Annotated in this window: 18 protein-coding genes; 13 read left to right on the forward strand and 5 right to left on the reverse strand. The window is 62.3% G+C overall.

The genetic code is table 11. The features are described from left to right. Position 1 precedes the first annotated feature (1 nt). The 6 genes from murB (at position 2) to lpxC (ending at position 6,341) form a co-directional block, all read left to right on the forward strand. Entirely contained in the window at positions 2-934 is a 933-nt protein-coding gene (gene murB / locus CCR96_RS17725) for a UDP-N-acetylmuramate dehydrogenase (RefSeq protein WP_201221837.1), read from the forward strand. Beyond that, positions 931-1,917 carry a D-alanine--D-alanine ligase gene (locus CCR96_RS17730; protein WP_201221709.1) on the forward strand — a complete coding sequence of 329 codons (987 nt, stop codon included), beginning with the start codon at positions 931-933 and terminating at the stop codon, positions 1,915-1,917. Before murB ends, CCR96_RS17730 begins: the two co-directional genes overlap by 4 nt. Next, positions 1,910-2,692, forward strand: a complete 783-nt coding sequence (locus CCR96_RS17735; protein WP_201221711.1) for a cell division protein FtsQ/DivIB — start codon at positions 1,910-1,912, stop codon at positions 2,690-2,692. Before CCR96_RS17730 ends, CCR96_RS17735 begins: the two co-directional genes overlap by 8 nt. Positions 2,693-2,717: 25 nt before the next feature. Next, entirely contained in the window at positions 2,718-3,938 is a 1,221-nt protein-coding gene (gene ftsA / locus CCR96_RS17740) for a cell division protein FtsA (RefSeq protein WP_201221713.1), read from the forward strand. 94 nt (positions 3,939-4,032) lie between these two features. Next, positions 4,033-5,202 carry a cell division protein FtsZ gene (gene ftsZ, locus CCR96_RS17745; protein WP_201221715.1) on the forward strand — a complete coding sequence of 390 codons (1,170 nt, stop codon included), beginning with the start codon at positions 4,033-4,035 and terminating at the stop codon, positions 5,200-5,202. 224 nt (positions 5,203-5,426) lie between these two features. Continuing rightward, positions 5,427-6,341, forward strand: a complete 915-nt coding sequence (gene lpxC / locus CCR96_RS17750) for a UDP-3-O-acyl-N-acetylglucosamine deacetylase (protein WP_201221718.1) — start codon at positions 5,427-5,429, stop codon at positions 6,339-6,341. An 81-nt stretch (positions 6,342-6,422) separates the two neighbouring features. On the opposite strand, the gene CCR96_RS17755 is transcribed toward lpxC, so the two are convergent. Next, positions 6,423-6,887, reverse strand: a complete 465-nt coding sequence (locus CCR96_RS17755; protein WP_201221720.1) for a DciA family protein — start codon at positions 6,885-6,887, stop codon at positions 6,423-6,425. 242 nt (positions 6,888-7,129) lie between these two features. On the opposite strand from CCR96_RS17755, the gene CCR96_RS17760 reads away from it, so the two are divergent. The 4 genes from CCR96_RS17760 (at position 7,130) to CCR96_RS17775 (ending at position 13,371) form a co-directional block, all read left to right on the forward strand. Further along, a complete protein-coding gene (locus CCR96_RS17760) occupies positions 7,130-7,978 on the forward strand; it encodes a M23 family metallopeptidase (RefSeq protein WP_242519161.1) in 849 nt (282 codons plus the stop codon). Between the two features lie 259 nt (positions 7,979-8,237). Further along, positions 8,238-11,075, forward strand: a complete 2,838-nt coding sequence (gene secA, locus CCR96_RS17765; RefSeq protein ID WP_201221724.1) for a preprotein translocase subunit SecA — start codon at positions 8,238-8,240, stop codon at positions 11,073-11,075. Between the two features lie 114 nt (positions 11,076-11,189). Further along, entirely contained in the window at positions 11,190-12,392 is a 1,203-nt protein-coding gene (argJ, locus tag CCR96_RS17770) for a bifunctional glutamate N-acetyltransferase/amino-acid acetyltransferase ArgJ (RefSeq protein ID WP_201221839.1), read from the forward strand. Between the two features lie 7 nt (positions 12,393-12,399). Beyond that, a complete protein-coding gene (locus CCR96_RS17775; RefSeq protein WP_338035904.1) occupies positions 12,400-13,371 on the forward strand; it encodes a Nudix family hydrolase in 972 nt (323 codons plus the stop codon). A gap of 223 nt (positions 13,372-13,594) precedes the next feature. Here the strand turns inward: CCR96_RS17775 and CCR96_RS17780 are convergent, their stop codons facing one another. Together CCR96_RS17780 and CCR96_RS17785 are read right to left on the reverse strand one after the other, a co-directional pair. Further along, complete coding sequence (locus CCR96_RS17780; RefSeq protein WP_201221728.1) at positions 13,595-14,005, reverse strand: hypothetical protein; 411 nt, start codon at positions 14,003-14,005, stop codon at positions 13,595-13,597. Between the two features lie 130 nt (positions 14,006-14,135). Next, positions 14,136-14,324: a hypothetical protein gene (locus CCR96_RS17785; protein WP_201221730.1), complete on the reverse strand. Its 189-nt coding sequence runs from the start codon at positions 14,322-14,324 to the stop codon at positions 14,136-14,138. A 439-nt stretch (positions 14,325-14,763) separates the two neighbouring features. On the opposite strand from CCR96_RS17785, the gene CCR96_RS17790 reads away from it, so the two are divergent. From CCR96_RS17790 to CCR96_RS25640, 3 genes are all read left to right on the forward strand, one after another. Further along, the gene (locus CCR96_RS17790; RefSeq protein ID WP_201221732.1) at positions 14,764-15,042 is read left to right on the forward strand and encodes a FeoA family protein; all 279 of its coding nucleotides are present in this window, start codon (positions 14,764-14,766) and stop codon (positions 15,040-15,042) included. Positions 15,043-15,154: 112 nt separating this feature from the next. Beyond that, positions 15,155-17,515, forward strand: coding sequence for a Fe(2+) transporter permease subunit FeoB (gene feoB / locus CCR96_RS17795; protein ID WP_201221734.1), 2,361 nt, complete (start codon positions 15,155-15,157; stop codon positions 17,513-17,515). After that, entirely contained in the window at positions 17,515-17,874 is a 360-nt protein-coding gene (locus CCR96_RS25640) for a FeoC-like transcriptional regulator (protein ID WP_201221736.1), read from the forward strand. Before feoB ends, CCR96_RS25640 begins: the two co-directional genes overlap by 1 nt. Positions 17,875-17,958: 84 nt before the next feature. Here the strand turns inward: CCR96_RS25640 and CCR96_RS17805 are convergent, their stop codons facing one another. Beyond that, entirely contained in the window at positions 17,959-19,251 is a 1,293-nt protein-coding gene (locus CCR96_RS17805; RefSeq protein ID WP_201221737.1) for a c-type cytochrome, read from the reverse strand. Positions 19,252-19,357: 106 nt separating this feature from the next. Further along, on the reverse strand, positions 19,358-20,593 hold the full coding sequence (locus CCR96_RS17810; RefSeq protein ID WP_201221739.1) for a BPSS1780 family membrane protein: 1,236 nt from the start codon (positions 20,591-20,593) through the stop codon (positions 19,358-19,360). Between the last annotated feature and the right edge of the window lie 10 nt (positions 20,594-20,603).

Genomic DNA, 20,603 nt, shown 5'->3' on the forward strand with positions numbered 1-20,603 from the left:
CATGACTGAGCGCACCCTGCAAGCCAACACGATCGATGCGCCCGCGCTCAATGGGCCCGAGCTGCGAGGCGAGCTGCGCCTGAACGAGCCGCTCGCGCGCTACACCAGTTGGCGCGTCGGCGGGCCAGCGCAACGCCTTTATCGGCCTGCTGACGTGCAGGATCTGGCCGCATTCCTAACCAGGCTCGATGCCGATGAGCCGCTGCTCTGGCTCGGCCTCGGCAGCAACCTGCTGATCAGCGATGCCGGCCTGGCGGGCACCGTCATCCACACGCAAGGCTGCTTGAACGACATCAGCCAACGAGCGGACCACAGGATTCGCGTCGAGTCCGGCGCGAGCTGCGCCAAGGTCGCCCGCTTTGCCAGCCGCTTAGGTCTGGTCGGTGCCGAGTTTCTCGCCGGCATCCCCGGCACCATGGGCGGCGCCTTGGCGATGAATGCTGGCGCCTGGGGCGGCGAGACTTGGCCGCTGGTGCGCCGCGTGCGCACCATCGACCGACAGGGCCAGATCCGCGAGCGCGGACCGGCCGATTTCCGTTATGGCTATCGGCAGGTAATAGGACCAGAGGGCGAATGGTTCCTCGGTGCCGATCTGGTGCTCGAGCCCGGCGACACCGAGGCGGCACAGGCGCGCATCCGCGAGCTGCTCGATCGGCGCGCCGCGACTCAGCCGACTGGCGTGCCGAGCTGTGGTTCGGTGTTTCGCAACCCGGCTGGCGATCACGCCGCGCGCCTGATCGAGGCCGCGGGGCTCAAGGGCCGTCGCATCGGCGGCGCCGAGGTCTCGCCCAAGCACGCCAACTTCATCATCAACCTCGGTGACGCCACCGCGAACGATATCGCCGCGCTGATCGCACTCGTTCAAGACGAGGTCGAGCGCAGCAGCGGGATTCGCTTGCAGCCGGAAGTCCGCCGCGTCGGAGCATTTGCATGACGAGCTTGGCTCCAAACCCCAACACCTTGGCCCTTGACCCCATTGATCCGGCCCGCTACGGTCGGGTTGCGCTGATTCTCGGCGGCAGCTCCGAAGAGCGCCCGATCTCGCTCCGGAGCGGCGCCGCCGTGCTGGCTGCGTTGCAGCGCCTGGGCATTGATGTCACCCCGCTTGATCCCGCCGACCATCCCGGTAGTGCCCTGTTCGAGTCGCTGAACCCGGAGCGCTTTGATCGCGCCTTCCTGATCCTGCACGGGCGCGGCGGCGAAGATGGCCAGATCCAGGGCGCACTCGAGACCCTAGGGCTGCCCTACACCGGCTCCGGGGTGCTCGGCTCGGCGATCAGCATGGACAAGTACCGCACCAAGCGGATTTGGGGAGGCGTCGGCCTGCCAACCGCAGCGTTCGCGCTCATCCTTGATGAGGGTGATCTCGAGCAGGCGATCGCGCTCGGTTTTCCGCTGATGATCAAGCCCGCTCACGAGGGCTCCAGCCTCGGCATGGCGCGCGCGAACGACCGCGACGAGTTGATCGCCGCTTGGCGTGAGGCGGCCAAGCTCGATGCCCTTGTGCTCGCCGAGCGCTGGCTGAGCGGTGCCGAATACACCTGCGCGATCCTCGGCCAGCAGGCGCTACCTTTGATCCGCCTCGAGACACCCAACGTCTTCTACGACTTCGACGCCAAGTATCAGGCCAACAGCACCTCTTATCTCTGCCCGTGCGGACTGCCTGAGTCCATCGAGACCGAGTATCAGGCGCTGTGCCTAGAGGCCTTCAACGCCGTCGGCGGCAGCGGTTGGGGCCGCGTTGACTTCATGCTCGATGAGGCCGGTCACCCCCGGCTGTTGGAGGTCAACACCATCCCTGGGATGACTGATCACAGCCTGGTGCCGATGGCTGCACAAGCCGCCGGCATCGACTTCGACAGCCTCTGTGCACGCATCCTTGAGACCAGCATGCAGGAGACCGCCTCCCATGACTGAGCCAACCCATGAGCTTCAACAGCCGTCCGTTCGACCCAGGACGCGGCTGAGCATCATCGCCCGACTGTTGACCGCAGTCCTGCTGCTCGGTGGGCTGATCGGCGCCGGCTGGATCGGCCTGCAATGGGAGCCGGTACTGCTGCCGATTCGCGTCGTCAGTATCGACGGCGAAATGCACGGACTCTCCCGCGAGGCCCTACAGCAGACCATTAGTAAAGAGATCACCGGCGGCATCCTGACCCAAGATCTCGCGACGCTCCGCGCTCGGGTGCAGGCGCTGCCTTGGGTCGAGCAGGCAACGACACGCCGGATCTGGCCCGACCGTATTCAGGTCAGGGTGCGCGAGCACAGCGCGCTTGCGCGCTGGAATGAGAGCGGACTGGTCACCGAGGATGGCGTGGTCTTCCGCCCGAGCGACGGGCGACTGCCGGCTGGGCTGGCGCGCCTCGGCGCTGCCAATGATGAACAAGCACCGGAGGTGGTCAACCGCTTCCTCGATTGGGGCTCGCGACTGCTCGCACTCGGACTGATCGTCGACGGGGTCCAGCGCGATGCGCGGGGCGACTGGTCGATCGAGCTGCTCGGCGGCACCGCCGTTCTGCTCGGCACCGACGACGTCGAACAGCGGCTCGAGCGCTTGATCGCTGCCTACAGCCAAATCGAAGCAATCGGCATCCCCACCCGCCTCGATCTCCGCTACGCCAACGGCCTCGCGGTGCGCTGGCTGCCGGTCGGCAACAGCGCTGGCGGCCCCAAGCGCATCGCGGCAAACTGAATTTTACATATCGGAGCGGATCTGCATGGCAAGACGCAGTGAAAAGAATCTGGTCGTCGGTCTCGACATCGGCACCTCGAAGGTCGCCGCCTTGGTCGGTGAAATCAGGCCTGACGACACCATCGAGATCATTGGGGTCGGCACGCATCCTTCGCACGGACTCAAGAAAGGCGTGGTGGTCGACATCGAATCGACGGTGCAGTCGATCCAGCGCGCCGTCGAAGAGGCCGAGCTGATGGCCGGCTGCGAGATCCATTCGGTGCATGCCGGGATCGGCGGCAGCCATATCCGCAGCCGCAACAGTGATGGCGTCACCGCGATCAAGGAGCATGAGGTCAACCAGGGCGACGTCGATCGCGTCATCGATGCAGCGCGGGCCGTGGCGATCCCGGCCGACCAAAAGATCCTGCATATCCTGCCACAGGAATTCATCATCGATGATCAAGACGGCATCCGCGAACCGATCGGTATGTGCGGTGTACGCCTGGAGGCGCGAGTGCACATGGTCACCGGCGCTGTCAGTGCCGCGCAGAATGTCGTCAAGTGCATCCGACGCTGCGGCCTCGAGGTCGACGATTTGGTCATCGGCCAGCTCAGCTCATCCTTGGCCGTCCTCAAAGAAGACGAGAAGGAGCTGGGCGTCTGCACGGTCGATATCGGCGGCGGCACGACTGATCTGGCCGTGTTCACCGATGGCGCGATCAGGCACATTGCCGTGATCCCGATTGCAGGAGACCAGGTGACCAATGATATCGCCGTCGCCCTACGCACACCGACACAGCATGCCGAAGCGATCAAGATCCAGCATGGCTGCGCCCTGTCGTCACGCGGCGGTCAAGAGAACATCGAGGTGCCAAGCATTGGCGAGCGGCCACCGCGCCAGCTTTCGCGGCAGACCCTCGCTGAAGTCATTGAGCCGCGCTATGAGGAGTTGCTCAACCTGCTCCAAAACGAGCTCAGACGCAGCGGCTTCGAAGAACTGATTGCCGGTGGCGTCGTGCTCACCGGCGGCAGTGCAAAGATGGAAGGCATCGTGGAATTGGCCGAAGAGGTCTTCCACATGCCCGTTCGACTCGGCCTTCCCCAGTCGGTGACAGGGATGGAAGACACCATTGCCGACCCAGTCTACGCGGCCGGGGTCGGGTTACTCATCTATGCCAAGCAGCACCGGTTCGCCGGAACTGCTGAGCACCAGAGCGCGGGCGTTTGGGGGCGCCTGCGCAACTGGTTGAGTGGCAGCTTCTAACGGTGGTAGCGGGCGAGAGGCTCCCCGCGGCCCGAGGGGGATTAGGTTTAAATGCAACACAGACTACAACAGCAAAATCCGCGAGGTAACTGACATGAGCTTCGAGCTAGTGGATACCCAAACTCAGAATGCCGTGATCAAGGTCATCGGCGTCGGCGGCGGCGGCGGCAATGCGGTCAATCACATGGCAGCCGCCAACATCGAAGGCGTCGAGTTCATCTGCGCCAATACCGACGCCCAAGCGCTCGAAAACATCTCGATCAAGACGGTTCTGCAGTTGGGCGCAGGCATCACCAAGGGACTCGGCGCAGGCGCTGATCCTGACGTCGGTCGCCGCGCCGCGGAGGAAGACCGAGACCGCATCAAGGACCTGCTCGATGGCGCCGACATGGTCTTCATTACCGCCGGCATGGGTGGCGGCACCGGCACGGGTGCGGCACCGATCGTCGCCGCAGTCGCGCGCGAACTCGGCATCCTGACCGTCGCCGTGGTCAGCAAGCCGTTCGTGTTCGAGGGCGGCAAGCGCGCCAAGGTCGCCATCGACGGCATCCTCGAGCTGGAGAAGCATGTCGACTCGCTGATCACAATTCCGAACGACAAACTGCTTGCCGTGCTCGGCAAACAGATGACCCTGCTCGATGCCTTCAGCGCCGCCAATGACGTGTTGCTCAACGCCACCCAGGGAATCGCCGAGCTGATCACCCGCCCCGGGCTGATCAACGTCGACTTCGCCGACGTCAAGACCGTGATGTCCGGCATGGGCGTCTCGATGATGGGCACCGGCTCGGCCACTGGTGAGAACCGGGCGCGCGAGGCCGCTGAGAAGGCGATCAACAGCCCGCTGCTGGAGGATATCGATCTCGCTGGTGCCAACGGCATCCTGGTCAACATCACGGCCGGCATGACGCTGACGATCGGCGAGTTCGACGAGGTCGGCAACACCGTCCGCGACTTCGCCGACGACAATGCAACCGTGGTCGTTGGCACCGTCATCGATCCCGACCTCGACGAGGAACTGCGGGTCACGGTCGTGGCGACCGGGCTTGGCGATCGCAAGGCCGAGCGTCTCGCGGTGCGCGGTGGCGAGCCAAGGATACGCCTGGTTGACAACGATCAACGCGACAGCTCGGCGCCTGACTATCGTGACATGGATCAACCCGCCTATATTCGCAACAAACGTCCAGCGCCAGGCGGCGGCGAGGCAACCGCAGCTGATCTGGACTACCTCGATATCCCGGCCTTCTTGCGCCGCCAAGCGGATTGATCTAGGACAACCCCTAATACGGATTATTGGATAGATATCAGATGTTTCACTTGCAATAGCATTCAATGCTTGATAAAAATCCGGGAAAACCCTAACATGTCGATGCATTGAATGGTGCACGTCGCCAAAGCCCAGGGATGGGCGCTGTTGCGCGCTGTGAACAACGTCCTAAGATACGGTCCGACACCTGGGTGCCGAAGGCCGTAACGCTCGGAGGAGCGCCAATGATCCGCCAACGAACACTCAAGAACGTGATTCGCGCAACCGGCGTCGGCTTGCATACCGGTGACAAGGTCTATCTGACACTTCGTCCAGCCGCCGCCGACACGGGCATCGTGTTTCGCCGCATCGACCTCGACCCGGTCGTTGATATTCGGGCCAACCCGCTGAATGTTGGCGATACCAGGCTGTCGACAACCCTCACCAATGGCGAGGTTCGCGTCTCGACCGTTGAGCATCTGCTCTCGGCCTTCGCCGGTCTGGGCATCGACAACGCCTTCGTGGACCTGAGCGCAGCCGAAGTGCCAATCATGGATGGCAGCGCAGCGCCATTCGTGTTCCTGCTGCAATCTGCCGGGATCGAAGAGCAAAATCGCCCACGTCGTTTCATCGCGATCAAGAAGCCGATTGTCGTCGAGGATGGGGACAAATACGCCCGCTTCGACCCGCTTGATGGCTTCAAGGTCGAGTTCTCAATCGACTTCGACCATCCCGTCTTCGCCTCGCGACTACAGACTGCCACCATTGACTTCTCGACGACTTCGTTCGTCAAAGAGGTCAGTCGCGCCCGCACCTTTGGCTTCCTGCGTGATATCGAAGCACTGCAGCAGCAAGACTTGGCGCTCGGCGGCAGCCTCGATAACGCCGTTGTGGTCGACGATTTCCGCGTCTTGAACGAAGGTGGCCTGCGCTACGAAGACGAGTTCGTCAAGCACAAGATCCTCGACGCGATCGGCGATCTATACCTGCTTGGCCATCCGCTCATCGGCTCGTTCCGCGGCCACAAGTCTGGCCATGCATTGAACAACCGACTCTTGCGGACACTACTCGCCGACCAATCAGCTTGGGAAGAAGTGACCTTTGACGATAACGTCGAGGTTCCGATTCGTTATGGCGTACCGGCGGTAGCGAGTCTCTAGGCTAGGTACCCAGACACCCGAGCGACCTTAACCCTGAAACAGGCATTGATTGATCGTCCAGATGGCAACGCGCCATCGACCTTAGTCTAAGGAGTGGCCCAGCGTTCGAGCGAGGCGCGCAAGTGCCTCTGACAACGGCGAGCGGCCAGCATCACCAGTGCTGCTGCTCATCTGATTTACGCCAGCACGCCCCTGCACCGGGTGCGGCAACGGCGCTATGGAGTTAAGTGACGGCGGAAGGACGCGCACCTTACAGGCCTTGACCTCGGCATCGACCGCGGCGTGGCCGTTGATTAAAACAGAACCGATCAATTCAGGACAGAGAAACCGAAATCGGTCGGCCCACACGGGGGAATCAACAAACAACGTGAGTTCACCCGCTGAGAGAGCAACCTGGCTGCAGTGCTTGGCCAAGTCGACTGGCAAACGCAGCCGCAGTTCGCTCAGTAACCGTTCGCGCCGCTCGATCTCATCGAGCAGTGCAGCGATGGATTGGCTCGCGCGTAAATGACGACGAATATGCGCTGTGGACTTGGTCATGGTCATGGTTCGAGCCTCAGCGTTTTCGATCACGATGTCCAGCCTTGGTTCAAACGCATCGACAGGACTTGCCCCACTCGGAGTTTCTGCGATAGCGCGAGATTCAGACTGGGCCTGATTGCAGACGTCATCTGGTCTCGACGACCAGCGGCGGCGGCAAATGACATAGACTGCTCGGAGAAACGATGCGACGGCTCAACGACAGTGACTCTCAATTCGGCTACAGCTCCATAGTCCTTCTTACCCTAATGCTAGTGGCCCTTCTGGCCGGCGCAAGCGGTTTCTGGCTCGGTCACCACCGCTTCTCAGCGCAGACGCACACCGATCTCGCGACCGTGCTCTCTCATCTCAACAATCGACACCGCATCAGTGGCACAGACGCTCATGCGGAACTAGACAGCATCGCCATCCGCGTCGGTCAGTTGCAAGCCGAAGTCCTCCGAATCAATGCCCTAGGCCAGCGTCTTGTCGAGATGTCCGGTCTTGATGTGGATGAATTCAACTTCCTCCAGCCAGCACCTTCCGGTGGCGGCCCGGAGAAGGTGAGCTTACGCGAGAACAAGGTTGACGAGGTCGCACAGGATCTCGCCAAGGTGCTCGCCGAACTCGGCGACCGCAAACGCAAGCTGGTTCTGCTCGAATCCCTAATCATGGAGCGAGACCTCAAGAGCCACTCGGTACCAGATGGCTGGCCGCTGAAAACCGGCGGCGTTGTGACCTCGACCTTTGGCATGCGCCGCCATCCGATCAGCGGACGGCGCAGCATGCACAAGGGTATTGATATCTCCGGCAAGCATGGATCTGATATCGTCGCCATGGCCGATGGTCTGGTGATCTTCTCAGGTCGCAAGAGCGGCTACGGCAAGATCGTCGAGATCAGGCATCCGGACGGACTCGAGACTCGCTATGCCCACAATTCGAGGAACATCGTCAACAAAGGCGATCTGGTCACCAAGGGTCAAGTGATTGCCAAGCTCGGATCGACCGGACGTTCGACCGGCCCCCATGTCCACTTTGAGGTTCGCCGCGACGGCGAGGCACTCGACCCCATGCGCTTTCTCGACCTCAGCGAGCGTTCACGGCTGGCGCGCCTCTAAGGCGGATCGCAGCATCGCCTACCCCACCCAGCAACGACCCTCACGCGCGCATGATCTGAAATCATCGATTCGATTCACAGCGGCCGGAGCACCAAACAGCCAGCCACCGGTTGAGCCGGTATCGATCACGCCGGGGGCCTTCTTCAGAGGTCCTCGGCGTCTTTGATTCCGCACAAGCGCGCCGACCAGATCTGCGCTCCCGGTTCGACTCCGGTATCATTCCGGGCAAATTTCTGCCCACCACTACAGAGCCCCCATCATGGCCCTACGCCTTTTCCGAAAGGTCTTCGGCAGCCGTAACGAGCGTTTGGTCAAGCGGTTGATGAAGTCCACTGAGCAGATCAATGCGCTCGAAGACGACATTTCTGCTCTCTCCGATGACGAGCTTCGCGCTCGCACCGAACAGCTTCGTACACGACTGACCGAAGGCGCAACCCTCGATGACTTGCTACCCGAGGCCTTCGCCGTCGTCCGCGAGGCCGGCAAGCGCGTGCTTGGCATGCGCCATTTCGATGTGCAGTTGGTCGGCGGCATGGTGCTGCACAACGGCAAGATCGCCGAGATGCGCACCGGCGAGGGTAAAACCCTGGTCGCCACCCTGGCCGCCTATCTCAACGCGCTGCCGGCCAAGGGCGTGCATATCGTTACCGTCAACGACTACCTGGCGCGACGCGATGCAGCCTGGATGGGGCAGATCTATCACGCCCTCGGCCTCAGCGTCGGCGTCATCAACAGCTCCGGCGGCATGGGACCAGACAATGCCTCCTTCCTATTCGATCCCGACTATGAGCCGGCGGAGCAAGACGGCTATCGGCACCTGCGCCGCGCGACCCGGCGCGAGACCTATTACGCCGACATCACCTATGGCACCAATAACGAGTTCGGCTTCGACTACCTGCGCGACAACATGGCGTTTACGCCCGAGCAGCGGGTGCAGCGCGACCCCTACTACGCGATCGTCGACGAGGTCGACTCGATCCTGATCGATGAGGCACGCACCCCGCTGATCATCTCCGGTCCATCCGAAGGCAATACCGAGCTCTACACCAAGATCGATACGATCATCCCAAGCCTGACGCGCCAGGAGGCGATCAAGAACGAGGAAGGCCAGCCAGACTTCGGCCCCGGCGACTACTCGGTCGATGAGAAGGCGCGGCAGGTCTACCTGAGCGAAGAGGGTCACGAGAAGGTCGAGCAACAGCTCACCGAGATGGGCCTGCTCGGCGAAGACGAGAGCCTTTACGACGCCGGCAACATCGTGCTGATGCACCATGTGTATGCAGCCTTGCGGGCGCATGCGCTGTTCCAGAAGAACGTCGACTACATCGTCCGCGATGGTCAGATCATCATCGTCGATGAATTCACCGGCCGCACCATGCCGGGGCGACGTTGGTCCGAGGGTCTGCATCAGGCCGTAGAGGCCAAGGAAGGGGTCGCGATCCAGCAAGAGAACCAGACGCTGGCTTCGATCACCTTCCAGAACCTGTTCCGGCTCTACCCCAAGCTCGCCGGCATGACCGGTACCGCCGACACCGAGGCGTTCGAGTTCCAGAGCATCTATGGACTCGAGGTCACGGTCATTCCGACCAATCAACCGATGGTCCGCGACGACCGTGGCGATCTGGTCTATCTGACCCAAGAAGAGAAGTACAACGCGATCATCGAAGACATCCGTGATTGTGTCGAGCGCGGCCAACCGGTGTTAGTCGGTACAGCCTCGATCGAGACCTCCGAGCTGGTCTCGCAAAAGCTCAAGGCCGTGAAGATCACCCATGAGGTGCTGAACGCCAAGCAGCACGAGCGCGAGGCCGGCATCATCGCCCGCGCCGGTGAGCCAGGAGCGGTGACCATCGCCACCAACATGGCGGGGCGCGGTACCGACATCGTGCTTGGCGGCAACCTTGAGGCCGAGTTGGAGAAAGCGGGGGGCGAATCGGAGCGCGGACGGATCAAGGCGGACTGGAACAAGCGTCATGCTCAGGTCATCAAGGCCGGTGGCCTGCATGTGATCGGCACCGAACGCCATGAGTCCCGACGCATCGACAACCAGCTACGTGGCCGCGCGGGGCGCCAGGGTGATCCGGGCTCAAGCCGCTTCTATCTGTCGCTGCAAGACAATCTGATGCGCATCTTTGCCTCCGAGCGCGTTGCCAACATGATGCAGCGGCTCGGCATGCAAGCAGGCGAAGCGATCGAGCATCCTTGGGTCACCAAGGCGATCGAAAACGCCCAACGTAAGGTCGAAGGGCGCAACTTCGATATCCGCAAGCAGCTGCTCGATTATGACGATGTCGCCAACGATCAGCGCAAGGTGATCTACCAGCAGCGCCGCGAGCTGATGGATGGCGATGACGTCTCCGAGACCGTCGCCGCGATGCGCCAGGACGTGCTCAATGAGCTGATCAGCCTGCACATCCCACCACAGAGCCTAGAGGAGCAATGGGACGTGCCGGGGCTAACCGCGGCATTACAGGACGCCTATGGCGGTGACTGGCCGATTCAGCACTGGCTGGACGCGGACCACGACCTGCACGAAGAGACGCTGCGCCAGCGCATCGCCGACGAACTGGCCGCGCAGGCGACGGAGAAGGAAAAGCTGATCGGGCCGGCACAGATGCGCCAGATCGAAAAGGCGGTGATGCTGCAGACCCTCGACACCCAATGGAAAGACCATCTGGCCCAGATGGACTACCTGCGCCAGGGCATCCATCTGCGCGGCTACGCGCAGAAGAACCCGAAGCAGGAGTACAAGCGCGAGGCCTTCGAGATGTTCTCGGCGATGCTCTCGAGCATCAAGCAGGACGTGGTGAAGACGCTCGCCCGGATGCAACTGCAGGTACCCGACGAGATCATGCCGCAGGGGCCGAGCCCGTCGGAGTTCCAATTCAAGCACGAGGCCTTCGAGGGCCTTCCGTCCTCGGCCAAGCAGGCCCCAGAGGGGGCAGGCGGGCGAGCTGGTGCTGGCGGCGCAGCGTCCACCTCAGACGACGATGCGCATCAGCCCTTCATCCGTGACGGTCGCAAGGTCGGCCGTAATGAGCCCTGTCCCTGCGGCTCCGGCAAGAAGTTCAAGCAGTGCCACGGGCGTGTCTCCTAATCCATAACGGCATCCATAGCGGCATCCATAGCGGCGAGCAATGATCAGACGATGACCCTTGATGCACCCAGCTCCTTGAAACAAGCGGCTCATCGTCCGGATCGGCCAGGCGCGATGAACGTCGGTGGCGTTCGCCTGGCTGCGGTCCCTGCCGCTATCCGTTATCGCGATCGCGACGATCTGGTCCTGATCGCCTTGGCGGAGGGCACCAGATGCGCCGCCACCTTCACCCGCAATGCGTTTTGTGCCGCACCGGTGACCGTGGCACGCGAGCACCTCGCTGCCGAGGCCACGCGCTGGCTATTGATCAACGCCGGCAACGCCAATGCCGGCACCGGTGCCCGCGGGCTCGAGGACGCGCGCACCTGTTGTCGAGCGTTGGCAGCACTAACACAGGTCAATCCGGCACAGGTCTTGCCATTCTCGACCGGCATCATCGGCGAATACCTGCCGCTCGAGCGGCTCACGGCAGCACTGCCTCAAGCCATTGCAGCGCTGGACGAAAACGGCTGGGATGCCGCCGCCCGCGCGATCATGACCACCGATACCCTTCCTAAGATCGCCACTCGGCAGCTGCTGCTCGGTGGCCAGCAAGTGACCCTCACCGGCATCGCCAAGGGCGCCGGCATGATTCGGCCGGACATGGCGACCATGCTCGCCTTTATCGCGACCGATGCGACAGTGACCCAGGCCTGCCTTCAGCGTTGCCTGTCCCAGGCCGTCGACGGCTCCTTCAACGCGATCAGCATCGATGGTGATACCTCGACCAACGATGCCTGCGTGCTAGTCGCCACCGGCACGGCCGGCAATCCAACGCTCGATGACCCAGCCTCGACAGAACAGGGGGCGATGGACCTCAAGGCCTTTCAGCAGACGCTCAATTCGCTCTGTGAGGAACTCGCCCGTGCGATCGTCCGCGACGGCGAGGGGGCGACCAAGCTGGTGAGCATCGAGATCGGCGAGGCGCGCACGGCAGCCGAGGCACGACAGGTCGCCGATACCATCGCCCATTCACCCCTCGTCAAAACCGCCCTATTTGCTTCTGATCCGAATTGGGGGCGCATCCTCGCCGCAGTCGGCCGCGCCGGGCTTGAGGACCTCGACATCGACAAGGTGCGCATCCGGCTCGACGATGTGCTCATCGTTTCAGGCGGCGGCCGCGATCCAAGCTACCAGGAGCAGGATGGGCAGGCTGTGATGGCCAAAGATAGCTTCAGCATCGGGGTCGATCTCGGCCGCGGCAGGAGCCGTGCTCGACTCCTGACCTGCGACCTCTCTTATGACTACGTTCGCATCAACGCCGAATACCGAACCTAGCCAGCCTGTGGCTCATTCCTCCGCGTCGCCAGGCCTCAAACTGATCCATGTCGCCGCTGCTGTCATCAGTGACGCCCAAGGCCGCGTGCTGATCGCCAAGCGACCCATCGACGCGCATCAGGGGGGTCTCTGGGAGTTCCCGGGCGGCAAACTCGAGCCCGGCGAACCGGTCGAGCAAGGCTTGGCCCGCGAGCTCGATGAGGAGCTTGGCATCCAAGTCATCACCTCGAGGCCGCTGATCCGGCTACGCCATGACTATGGCGACCGCCTGGTGCTGCTCGACATGCATCGAGTCCTCAGCTACCAGGGCCAGCCACATGGGCGCGAGGGCCAGGCACTGGATTGGCTGCTGCCGGCAGACATGCAGCCCGAGCATTTTCCGGCCGCTGACCGGCCCGTCATCAATGCGCTGCACTTGCCGAGCCGCTACCTGATCACCGGTCACGAGCCACGCCAGCCCGACGCCTTCGTGGTCCAACTCTCGCAGGTCCTCGCCCGCACCGGCGCACGCATCGTTCAGCTGCGCGCGCCGCACTTGGAGGCCCGTGCCTACGCGGCACTCGCACAGGCTTGCGCCCCAGTTTGCCGTCAGGCGGGTGCTCAGCTGGTGCTCAACTGCGATCCAGCACTCGCCCGCGAACTACCCGGTGACGGCCTGCATCTGACTGAGGCCAGGCTCGCAGCCTTGACCGAGCGCCCGCAGATCAACAAGTCGCTGCTAGGGGCCTCGTGCCACAGTGCCGAGGCGCTCGCCAAATCCGCTGCGCTGGACTTGGAATACGCCTTGCTATCCCCGGTAAAACACACGCAAAGCCATCCGGACGCAACGCCCCTCGGATGGTCGACCTTTGCCGAGCTGGTCGATCGAGCCTGCCTACCCGTTTATGCACTTGGTGGCGTCGATGAAGGCGATCTCGAGACAGCGATCAGCCATGGCGCCCAAGGAGTCGCCGGCATCAGTGGCTTCTGGTCGCGCTGAATAGCGATGCAAAAAAACCGACCCAGGTCGGGTGGAACGAGTACAGCGGTTACGCGAATTGCCCCTATCGCGGATCTCACCCTGAGCACCCTGGGCAAGCAAGGCCCGGCACAGCGAGGCGCTTTCCAGCGGCCATGAGCCATGAGCCATGAGCCATGAGCCATGAGCTATGAGCCATGAGCGATGCACCATGAGCAATGCACAGGGCCGACAGACGCCAGCATCAGATCGGGAGCAAGCCCCACAGGGCCAGGAAGAGAAGGGCTAGCAGGCCGACAGCCTGCATCAACAGATCAAAGCGCTGATGTCTGAGACGCAAGCCCTTGATCCGTTGATCAAGGCTAGCGGACTCGGCGAGTTCGGGCTGGATAAACACACGACGATGATCGAGTTCGATAGCGTCGGCCACTGCAACGGCCACTTCAAGATCAACCCTGTAGGTTCGAGGCTCGAGGCTATTAAGGTGTCGACGCAGCCCCTGATGCAGATGCATCAGGGCCGCGTCGATGTCATCGAAGCGGGCGACAAACCGCAGCCCTGGACGATCGAGCCGAGGAAAGCCATCTCCTGTGCGAACCGAAACGACCCCAGGACGGTCGGGTTGCGTCTCGAGCAGCAAATAACCTGCTTGCATCGTCGCTATGACCACCCACCTGATGCGCCTTATCGTGGACGCGCCTCATGCAATTTACGCGCCTCGTGGTATATCTCTCCGGCGTTTCTCTTCGGAGCTTTTCAGGCCGCAAAGCGCAGTCAAGCGTCTCTCAGGCAACCTCGGCAACGAGCTCCCAGTTACATTGATCGATCAACTCACGCGTCTCCCGCTTGAGCGGCGCATGCTGCTCGGGAAGGAATTCACGGCCTCTTGACCAGGCCTGTTCAGCCTTCTCAGCCTCGAACTGCAGCCCTTGGCGGCGAAGATGCCATAAGGTATGCGTCTGTTTCGGTGTCATCGTTCATGCCTCTGCGCAACAGGACATCTGGATACCCACGAAGTGTCCTGCAAAATACATACTTGCCTACGATCATCTCCCATGATCGCCTACCGCAGCAACCATCCACAGCCTTCGTGATCTACACACACGAGAAGCCACGTCACCCCTAGATCCAGCATAGCGCAGACGCAAGAGTTCTCAATGGGTAGTTTCCATGTCTCCTTTAGTAGACACTTATCCTAGACACCACTGTCGCTCCAGCGGCTCGGACCGATGCAGGCTCGGACCTTGGCGCCGCAGCGTCCATTGCCGAAAATGCTGCGCCGCGTCAATCGATTTTGTCATGCTGACTTTTACCACGGCAGCATCGCCGCTATATTGAAAATGCGAATTTGAGAACGCGACGCGTTTCTTAACCGATCCGTAGCGACGAGATAGCAAGAAGAGCTCGATTTCGATGGACCAACCCGTCACAACCCCATTGAACCTGGCCCAGTTGCCGGTTGGTTCATCAGCCGTCATCACACAGATCCTGGGCGGCCAAGAACTGCACCGAAAATTGCGCGGTTTTGGCATCCGTCTCGGCACCCCGGTCAGCGTCGCACACCGCCGTGGATCTGGTCTGGTGGTCTCGGTCGGCAACACACGGGTCGCCCTCGGCGGGGGTATCGTCGAGAAGCTGCTGATCACACCGATCGACACTGAACAGCGCCCAGACCCAGGAGCCCCAGGCTAAAACGACCATAGCGTGACGACCATAGCGCGTCGCCACCCCAGACGATGCAGCGCTTGTTTCACGACACCCTTATGCCGGCAACCACCACAGCTTCGCACGGAGTCGTACCGCGATGAATCGCAACCTAAATGAACCCAACGCCAAGGTTGCGGCGAAGGCGCCCTTGACCATGGCGCTTGCCGGCAACCCCAATTGCGGCAAATCCGCTCTGTTCAATGCCCTGACTGGGATTCGCCAAACCACGGGCAACTGGCCGGGAGTCACGGTCGAGCGACGCGAAGGTCGCAGCGAGCTTGACGGACGCCCGGTGCGCGTGATCGACCTGCCGGGTATCTACTCACTCGATGCGGATTCGCTCGATGAACAGGTCACGCGCGACTATCTGCTCAGCCGCGACGCTGATCTGGTGGTGAACGTGCTCGACGCCTGCAACCTCGAACGCAACCTGTATCTGACCGTGCAGTTGCTCGAACTCGACGTGCCGGTCGTGCTCGCGCTGAACATGATGGATATCGCCCGCAAGCGCGGCATCGAGATCGATACGGAAATACTGTCCGAGAAGCTCGGTTGTCCGGTCGTCCCGGTGGTTGCCGTGTCGAAGGAAGGCATTACCGAACTGAGCGCGCGCGCGCTCGCAGTCGCTGACAACTGCGAGAGCGGGGGCTATACACTCGGCCATGACGAGAGCGTCGAACAAGCCATCGCCGATCTGGCGCCAGGATTAAGCAGTGGCTCGGAGCGCAACGACCGCTGGCTGGCGTTAAAGCTCATCGAGGGCGACCGTCAAGTCCTGGCCGAGCTCGATCTCGATCCCAAGCTCAAGGCACGCATCGAGCATTGGCGGCACGCCATCGCCGCACGCACCGGCGAGGACCCCGATATTCAGATCGCCGACACGCGCTTCGCCCATGCCCATGCGCTGGCAAAGACCGTGCAACGCCAACGTGGCGCTGCTAGCGGACACCTCTCCGACACCATCGACCGCGTCGTCCTCAGCCGCCTTTGGGGCATCCCACTGTTCTTGGTGATGATGTACCTGATGTTCGTCTTCACGATCAACATCGGCGGCGCGTTCATCGACTTCTTCGACGGCGTCGCGACCGCGCTGTTCGTCGACGGCCTCGGCGTGCTCCTCAACAGCCTCGGGGCGCCGGACTGGGCACGGCTCATCCTCGCTGATGGCGTCGGCGCCGGACTCGTCGTGGTCGCCACCTTCATCCCGATCATCGCCAGCCTCTACATCTTCCTATCCGCGCTCGAAGACTCTGGCTACATGGCGCGCGCCGCGTTCGTGATGGACCGATTCATGCGTTCGATCGGACTCCCCGGCAAGGCCTTTGTGCCCTTGATCGTCGGCTTCGGCTGCAATGTACCGGCGGTGATGGCCACCCGCACGCTAGAGAACGAGCGGGAGCGCAAGCTGGCGATCCTGATGAACCCGTTCATGTCCTGCGGCGCCCGGCTGCCGGTCTACGTGCTGTTCGCCGCGGCCTTCTTCCCGCACTCGGGTCAAAACGTCGTCTTTGCCCTCTACCTGACCGGCATCCTGATCGCCCTGATCACCGGCCTGATCATGAAACGCACCCTGCTGGCCGGCGCCAGCACCGGCTTCATGATGGAGCTACCGCCCTATCACATGCCCAAACTGCGCGGCGTGCTGCTGCGCACCTGGGACCGCGTGCGCTTGTTCCTGCGCGAGGCCGGCCGCGTGATCATCGTCATGGTGCTGATCCTGAACATGCTCAGCTCGATCGGCACCGACGGCCGGCTGGATCAAAACGCCAGCGATGACTCGATCCTCGCCGCTGCAAGCCGACTCGCCACGCCCTTGTTTGCGCCGATGGGCATCGGCCAAGACAACTGGCCTGCGGTGCTCGGCATCTTCTCGGGCGTGTTGGCCAAGGAGGTCATCGTCGGCACCCTCGACAGCCTCTACAGCCGTCTCGCGGCCGAGGCCGCACCGGAGGATGAGGCGCCGCCGTTCCGCTTGGACGAGGCGCTGATGGCCGCAGCGGCGACGGTACCGGCCAATCTTGCCGAGGTTGGTCGTGGTATTGCCGATCCTCTGGGCTTACAGATCGGCGAGGAGCTTAACCCTGAGGCCATCGCCGCGGAGCAATCCATCACAACCGGCACCTTTGGCGCGATGGCGGCTCGCTTCGATGGCCAAGCCGGCGCCTTCGCCTATCTGCTGTTCGTGCTGCTGTACTTTCCCTGCGTCGCCACGATCGGTGCCATCGTACGCGAAGCCGGCGCGCCCTGGGCGACCTTCGTCGCTACCTGGACCACCGGTATCGCCTTCGTCACCGCGAGCCTGTTCTACCAAACGGCGACCTTTGAGCGGCATCCAGTGACCTCTGGACTCTGGATTGGCGGCCTGCTACTGCTGCTGATCGCCGTCTTCACCGGCCTGCACCTTTGGGCTCGACGTGGACGACAGATGGCATTGAACACCGCCCAGGGCCGCGCCTGATGCTGACGAGGGCGCGCGATCTGGTCCGCGAGCAAGGCGTGATCTCGCTACAGGAGGTGGCCCTCAAGCTCGGTGTCCCTTCCCAGGTCGCGCGCGCAATGCTGCATAAGTGGGTTGCAAAAGGACGCATCGAGCAGCTCCCGACCACCACCGCCTGCGCCGGCTGCAGCCTTTGCGATGGCGCACCGCGCGAGCTGTATTATTGGCCTCAGGCAGCCGATCGCAGCGCCAGCAACGCGTGGTCAGCCGCTCAGTCCGAGCCCAGCTGCTGCCTCAAGCCGCCGACTGATGCTCGGCCTCCAGAGTCCGCCCAAGGCCAGGTGAGCGAGCGGTCGTCGCGCCGCCAAGCGTCGAGTTGATCGGCGCCACAGACAGGCCGCACCAGAGCCGCTCTAGCGCGGGCCACTGCCCGTGCAGCAGCCCGGCACCCCTCGCCGCATCAGCTACTCGCGCAAGGCCTTGACGTCTTTCGCCGTCACTGGCGGCGCATCATTGCCCCAATTGGCGCGAATATAGCTCGCCACGGTCGCGATCTGCTCGTCGCTCAGCACCGAGCCAAACGAGGGCATCACCACATGCGGCGAAAAGGCCTCCGAGGGATCGGATGGGGCGCCCAGCAAGAGGGTCTTGAGCACATCGTTCGGCAGCGCCTCATTGACCACCGGATTACCCCTAAGCGCGGGGAAGTAGGGCTTCATGCCCTGACCATGATCCTGATGACAGGCACTGCAGTTCTTGACGTAGATCGAGCGACCTTTCTCGTAGGCCTCTTGCGTCAGTACCTCGGGCACCTTCGGCCGATGCGTCGGCTCGGTCTTCGGCGGTAGATCCTTCAGGTAAACCGCTATTGCACGCAGGTCGGAAAGCGCCAGCTTCGAGAGGCTATCGTGGACCACCTCTGCCATCGGACCGAGAGCCTCGGTCGCTGGGGCATCGCCCGGATCGGGCTCGCTTGCGTCGAGCGCAGCGGGCGCCATCCCGGTCTGCAAGAAGGTGGCGAGTTCATCGACGCTCCAGCGGCCGATCCCCTCCTTGAGATCAGCGGTTAGATTCGGCGCATACCAGCCATCAACGATGGCCCCAGTCATCGCCTCCGACGGCTTGGTGGCGCCGGCCATGTTGCGTGGCGTGTGGCAGGAGCCGCAGTGACCCAGACCCTCGACCAGATAGGCCCCGCGATTCCATTCATCACTGCGGCTCGGGTCAGGCTCAAAACGGCCCTTGTCCAAGTACAGTTCCTGCCAGCCGAACAAGAGATCGCGCACAGAGAACGGCCAGCGCAAATCGGTCTCGGGCGGCTGGTAGCTGGAGGGCTCAAGCGACATCAGGTAGTCCTTGATCGCGAGCAGATCGTCATCCGAGACCTTGGTATAAGAAGGATAAGGCAGGGCCGGGTAATAGGGGAGCCCGCTCGGCGAGATCCCGTCCTGCAGCGCATGCAGAAAGTCTTGATCGCTGAATGAGCCGATACCGTAGCCTTTTGAAGGTGTGATGTTCGGCGTGTAGATGGTTCCAAACGGGGTATCGATCGGCAACCCACCTTCAAAAGGCTTGCCATCGGGTCGCGTGTGGCAGGCAAGGCAGTCGCCGACCGTCGCCATGTACTGACCGTAGACCAAGCGTCCTTCAGGTAGATCGCTGACAGCAGACGCGGTATCGGCCGGCTCATCGCCGGCCAGCGCGAGCGTGCCTGCGCAGAGCAGACTGGCTGTTAAGGTGAGAGAGCGCAAACGCATAACCGATATCTCCGTCTTTGGGTGAGCTGAGTTTATTGATGAGCTGAGGGTATTGAAGGACTCGAGCGAGCATTGGATGCCGAACGCACATCACGCTGGCGATCGCTCAAAAGACATGGGCTCCCTGTGACTGCGTCCCGGTGTGAAAAACATCTCGATAGGCGCTGTAAATCGAGAGCACAACGAGCACGGCAAACACCAACATGAGCGGCATAATCAGCAGCATCAAGACCACCATCAGCGTCTCGGAGATCGCGGCCAGAAGCGCACTCACCACACCTAAGATCAGGCTGGCGCCGAGCAAGATGAAAAAGAGGGCCAAGCCGTAGACAGTGAAGGGGATGATGTTCTTCCAGCAACCGCGAAAGCTCATTCGCATGGCCTCAAGCGCAGTCATCCCCTCCAGCGCAACCAGTACCGGCGCAAACCAGTACAACATCAACACAGGCACGATGGTCAGCATCACGACGAGCAAGAATAGGCCGAGCCCCGGCCCTAAAGCAGCCGCGACAACATCAGGATCGCTGGAGTTCAGGGCATCCATCGAACCGACCGTTACGACTCCGGTTGCCATCGCGATCAGGCCAGCCAAAACAAACGCCACCATCAGGCAGCCGAGATAGAGCAGGCCAACCAAGGCCAGCTGTCCTCCATGCGTCGAGAAGCCATCGAACCCAGCCATCACCCGCGGCCTACCGCCGCGCTCCTGTGACTGGGCTCCCAACATCAGCCCCCCAGCAAAGACCGGCCCGAGAATCATGGTCGCCAGCGAACCGAGCACTGGCACCAAGCTGAGCGCGAAGGTTACCAGATAGACCAAGGCCACAGCCGCCAGCCAAACCCGTGGCTGCGCCTTGAATTGCTGCCAGGCTTGGGTGATCCAATACCAGCCATGACTGGCTCGATGCCTGACCGGACCGAATGGTTGCTGGTCGCCAAGCACGTTGGAAGCGGCGCTGGCCGGTATCCGTTCAGTAGCCTGCTTCGCCAGAGAAACCGTGCTTTGCAAATCGGCAGCACCAGCGCCAAAACCGGCCCCATCGGCGGCCGGCGCCTCAGCCGGTGACGCATCGGGTTGCGCCGCATCCTCCGCGCCCGTGGCATGGATCGTCATCGATTCGACCCGCGATGCCATCCCGATCTCCTGGAGCACAGCTTGATAACGCTGCGCGTTGTCGGCGTCGACATCGGTTTTCAGCACCCGCGCCTGGCCCCCGGTAATGAGCTCGCGGGCTTGCTGCTCGCCGACCTTGAACACGGCGGCAAAATCTCGCACCACGTCCTCAGGGTTGACGGTAGGGTCGAGGGTTCCAGTAAAAACGACTTTAAAAGCCTGCGCCATCGGTGCCTCC

It is taken from the genome of Halochromatium roseum, assembly GCF_016653315.1.
Classification (GTDB): Bacteria; Pseudomonadota; Gammaproteobacteria; order Chromatiales; family Chromatiaceae; genus Lamprobacter; species Lamprobacter roseus.

What these genes read in the sequence shown, in the direction of transcription:
- murB (WP_201221837.1), top strand. Translation starts at nt 2, where the DNA reads ATGACTGAGCGCACCCTGCAAGCCAACACGATCGATGCGCCCGCGCTC.
- CCR96_RS17730 (WP_201221709.1), top strand. Translation starts at nt 931, where the DNA reads ATGACGAGCTTGGCTCCAAACCCCAACACCTTGGCCCTTGACCCCATT.
- CCR96_RS17735 (WP_201221711.1), top strand. Translation starts at nt 1,910, where the DNA reads ATGACTGAGCCAACCCATGAGCTTCAACAGCCGTCCGTTCGACCCAGG.
- ftsA (WP_201221713.1), top strand. Translation starts at nt 2,718, where the DNA reads ATGGCAAGACGCAGTGAAAAGAATCTGGTCGTCGGTCTCGACATCGGC.
- ftsZ (WP_201221715.1), top strand. Translation starts at nt 4,033, where the DNA reads ATGAGCTTCGAGCTAGTGGATACCCAAACTCAGAATGCCGTGATCAAG.
- lpxC (WP_201221718.1), top strand. Translation starts at nt 5,427, where the DNA reads ATGATCCGCCAACGAACACTCAAGAACGTGATTCGCGCAACCGGCGTC.
- CCR96_RS17755 (WP_201221720.1), bottom strand. Translation starts at nt 6,887, where the DNA reads ATGACCATGACCAAGTCCACAGCGCATATTCGTCGTCATTTACGCGCG.
- CCR96_RS17760 (WP_242519161.1), top strand. Translation starts at nt 7,130, where the DNA reads ATGCTAGTGGCCCTTCTGGCCGGCGCAAGCGGTTTCTGGCTCGGTCAC.
- secA (WP_201221724.1), top strand. Translation starts at nt 8,238, where the DNA reads ATGGCCCTACGCCTTTTCCGAAAGGTCTTCGGCAGCCGTAACGAGCGT.
- argJ (WP_201221839.1), top strand. Translation starts at nt 11,190, where the DNA reads ATGAACGTCGGTGGCGTTCGCCTGGCTGCGGTCCCTGCCGCTATCCGT.
- CCR96_RS17780 (WP_201221728.1), bottom strand. Translation starts at nt 14,005, where the DNA reads ATGCAAGCAGGTTATTTGCTGCTCGAGACGCAACCCGACCGTCCTGGG.
- CCR96_RS17785 (WP_201221730.1), bottom strand. Translation starts at nt 14,324, where the DNA reads ATGACACCGAAACAGACGCATACCTTATGGCATCTTCGCCGCCAAGGG.
- CCR96_RS17790 (WP_201221732.1), top strand. Translation starts at nt 14,764, where the DNA reads ATGGACCAACCCGTCACAACCCCATTGAACCTGGCCCAGTTGCCGGTT.
- feoB (WP_201221734.1), top strand. Translation starts at nt 15,155, where the DNA reads ATGAATCGCAACCTAAATGAACCCAACGCCAAGGTTGCGGCGAAGGCG.
- CCR96_RS25640 (WP_201221736.1), top strand. Translation starts at nt 17,515, where the DNA reads ATGCTGACGAGGGCGCGCGATCTGGTCCGCGAGCAAGGCGTGATCTCG.
- CCR96_RS17805 (WP_201221737.1), bottom strand. Translation starts at nt 19,251, where the DNA reads ATGCGTTTGCGCTCTCTCACCTTAACAGCCAGTCTGCTCTGCGCAGGC.
- CCR96_RS17810 (WP_201221739.1), bottom strand. Translation starts at nt 20,593, where the DNA reads ATGGCGCAGGCTTTTAAAGTCGTTTTTACTGGAACCCTCGACCCTACC.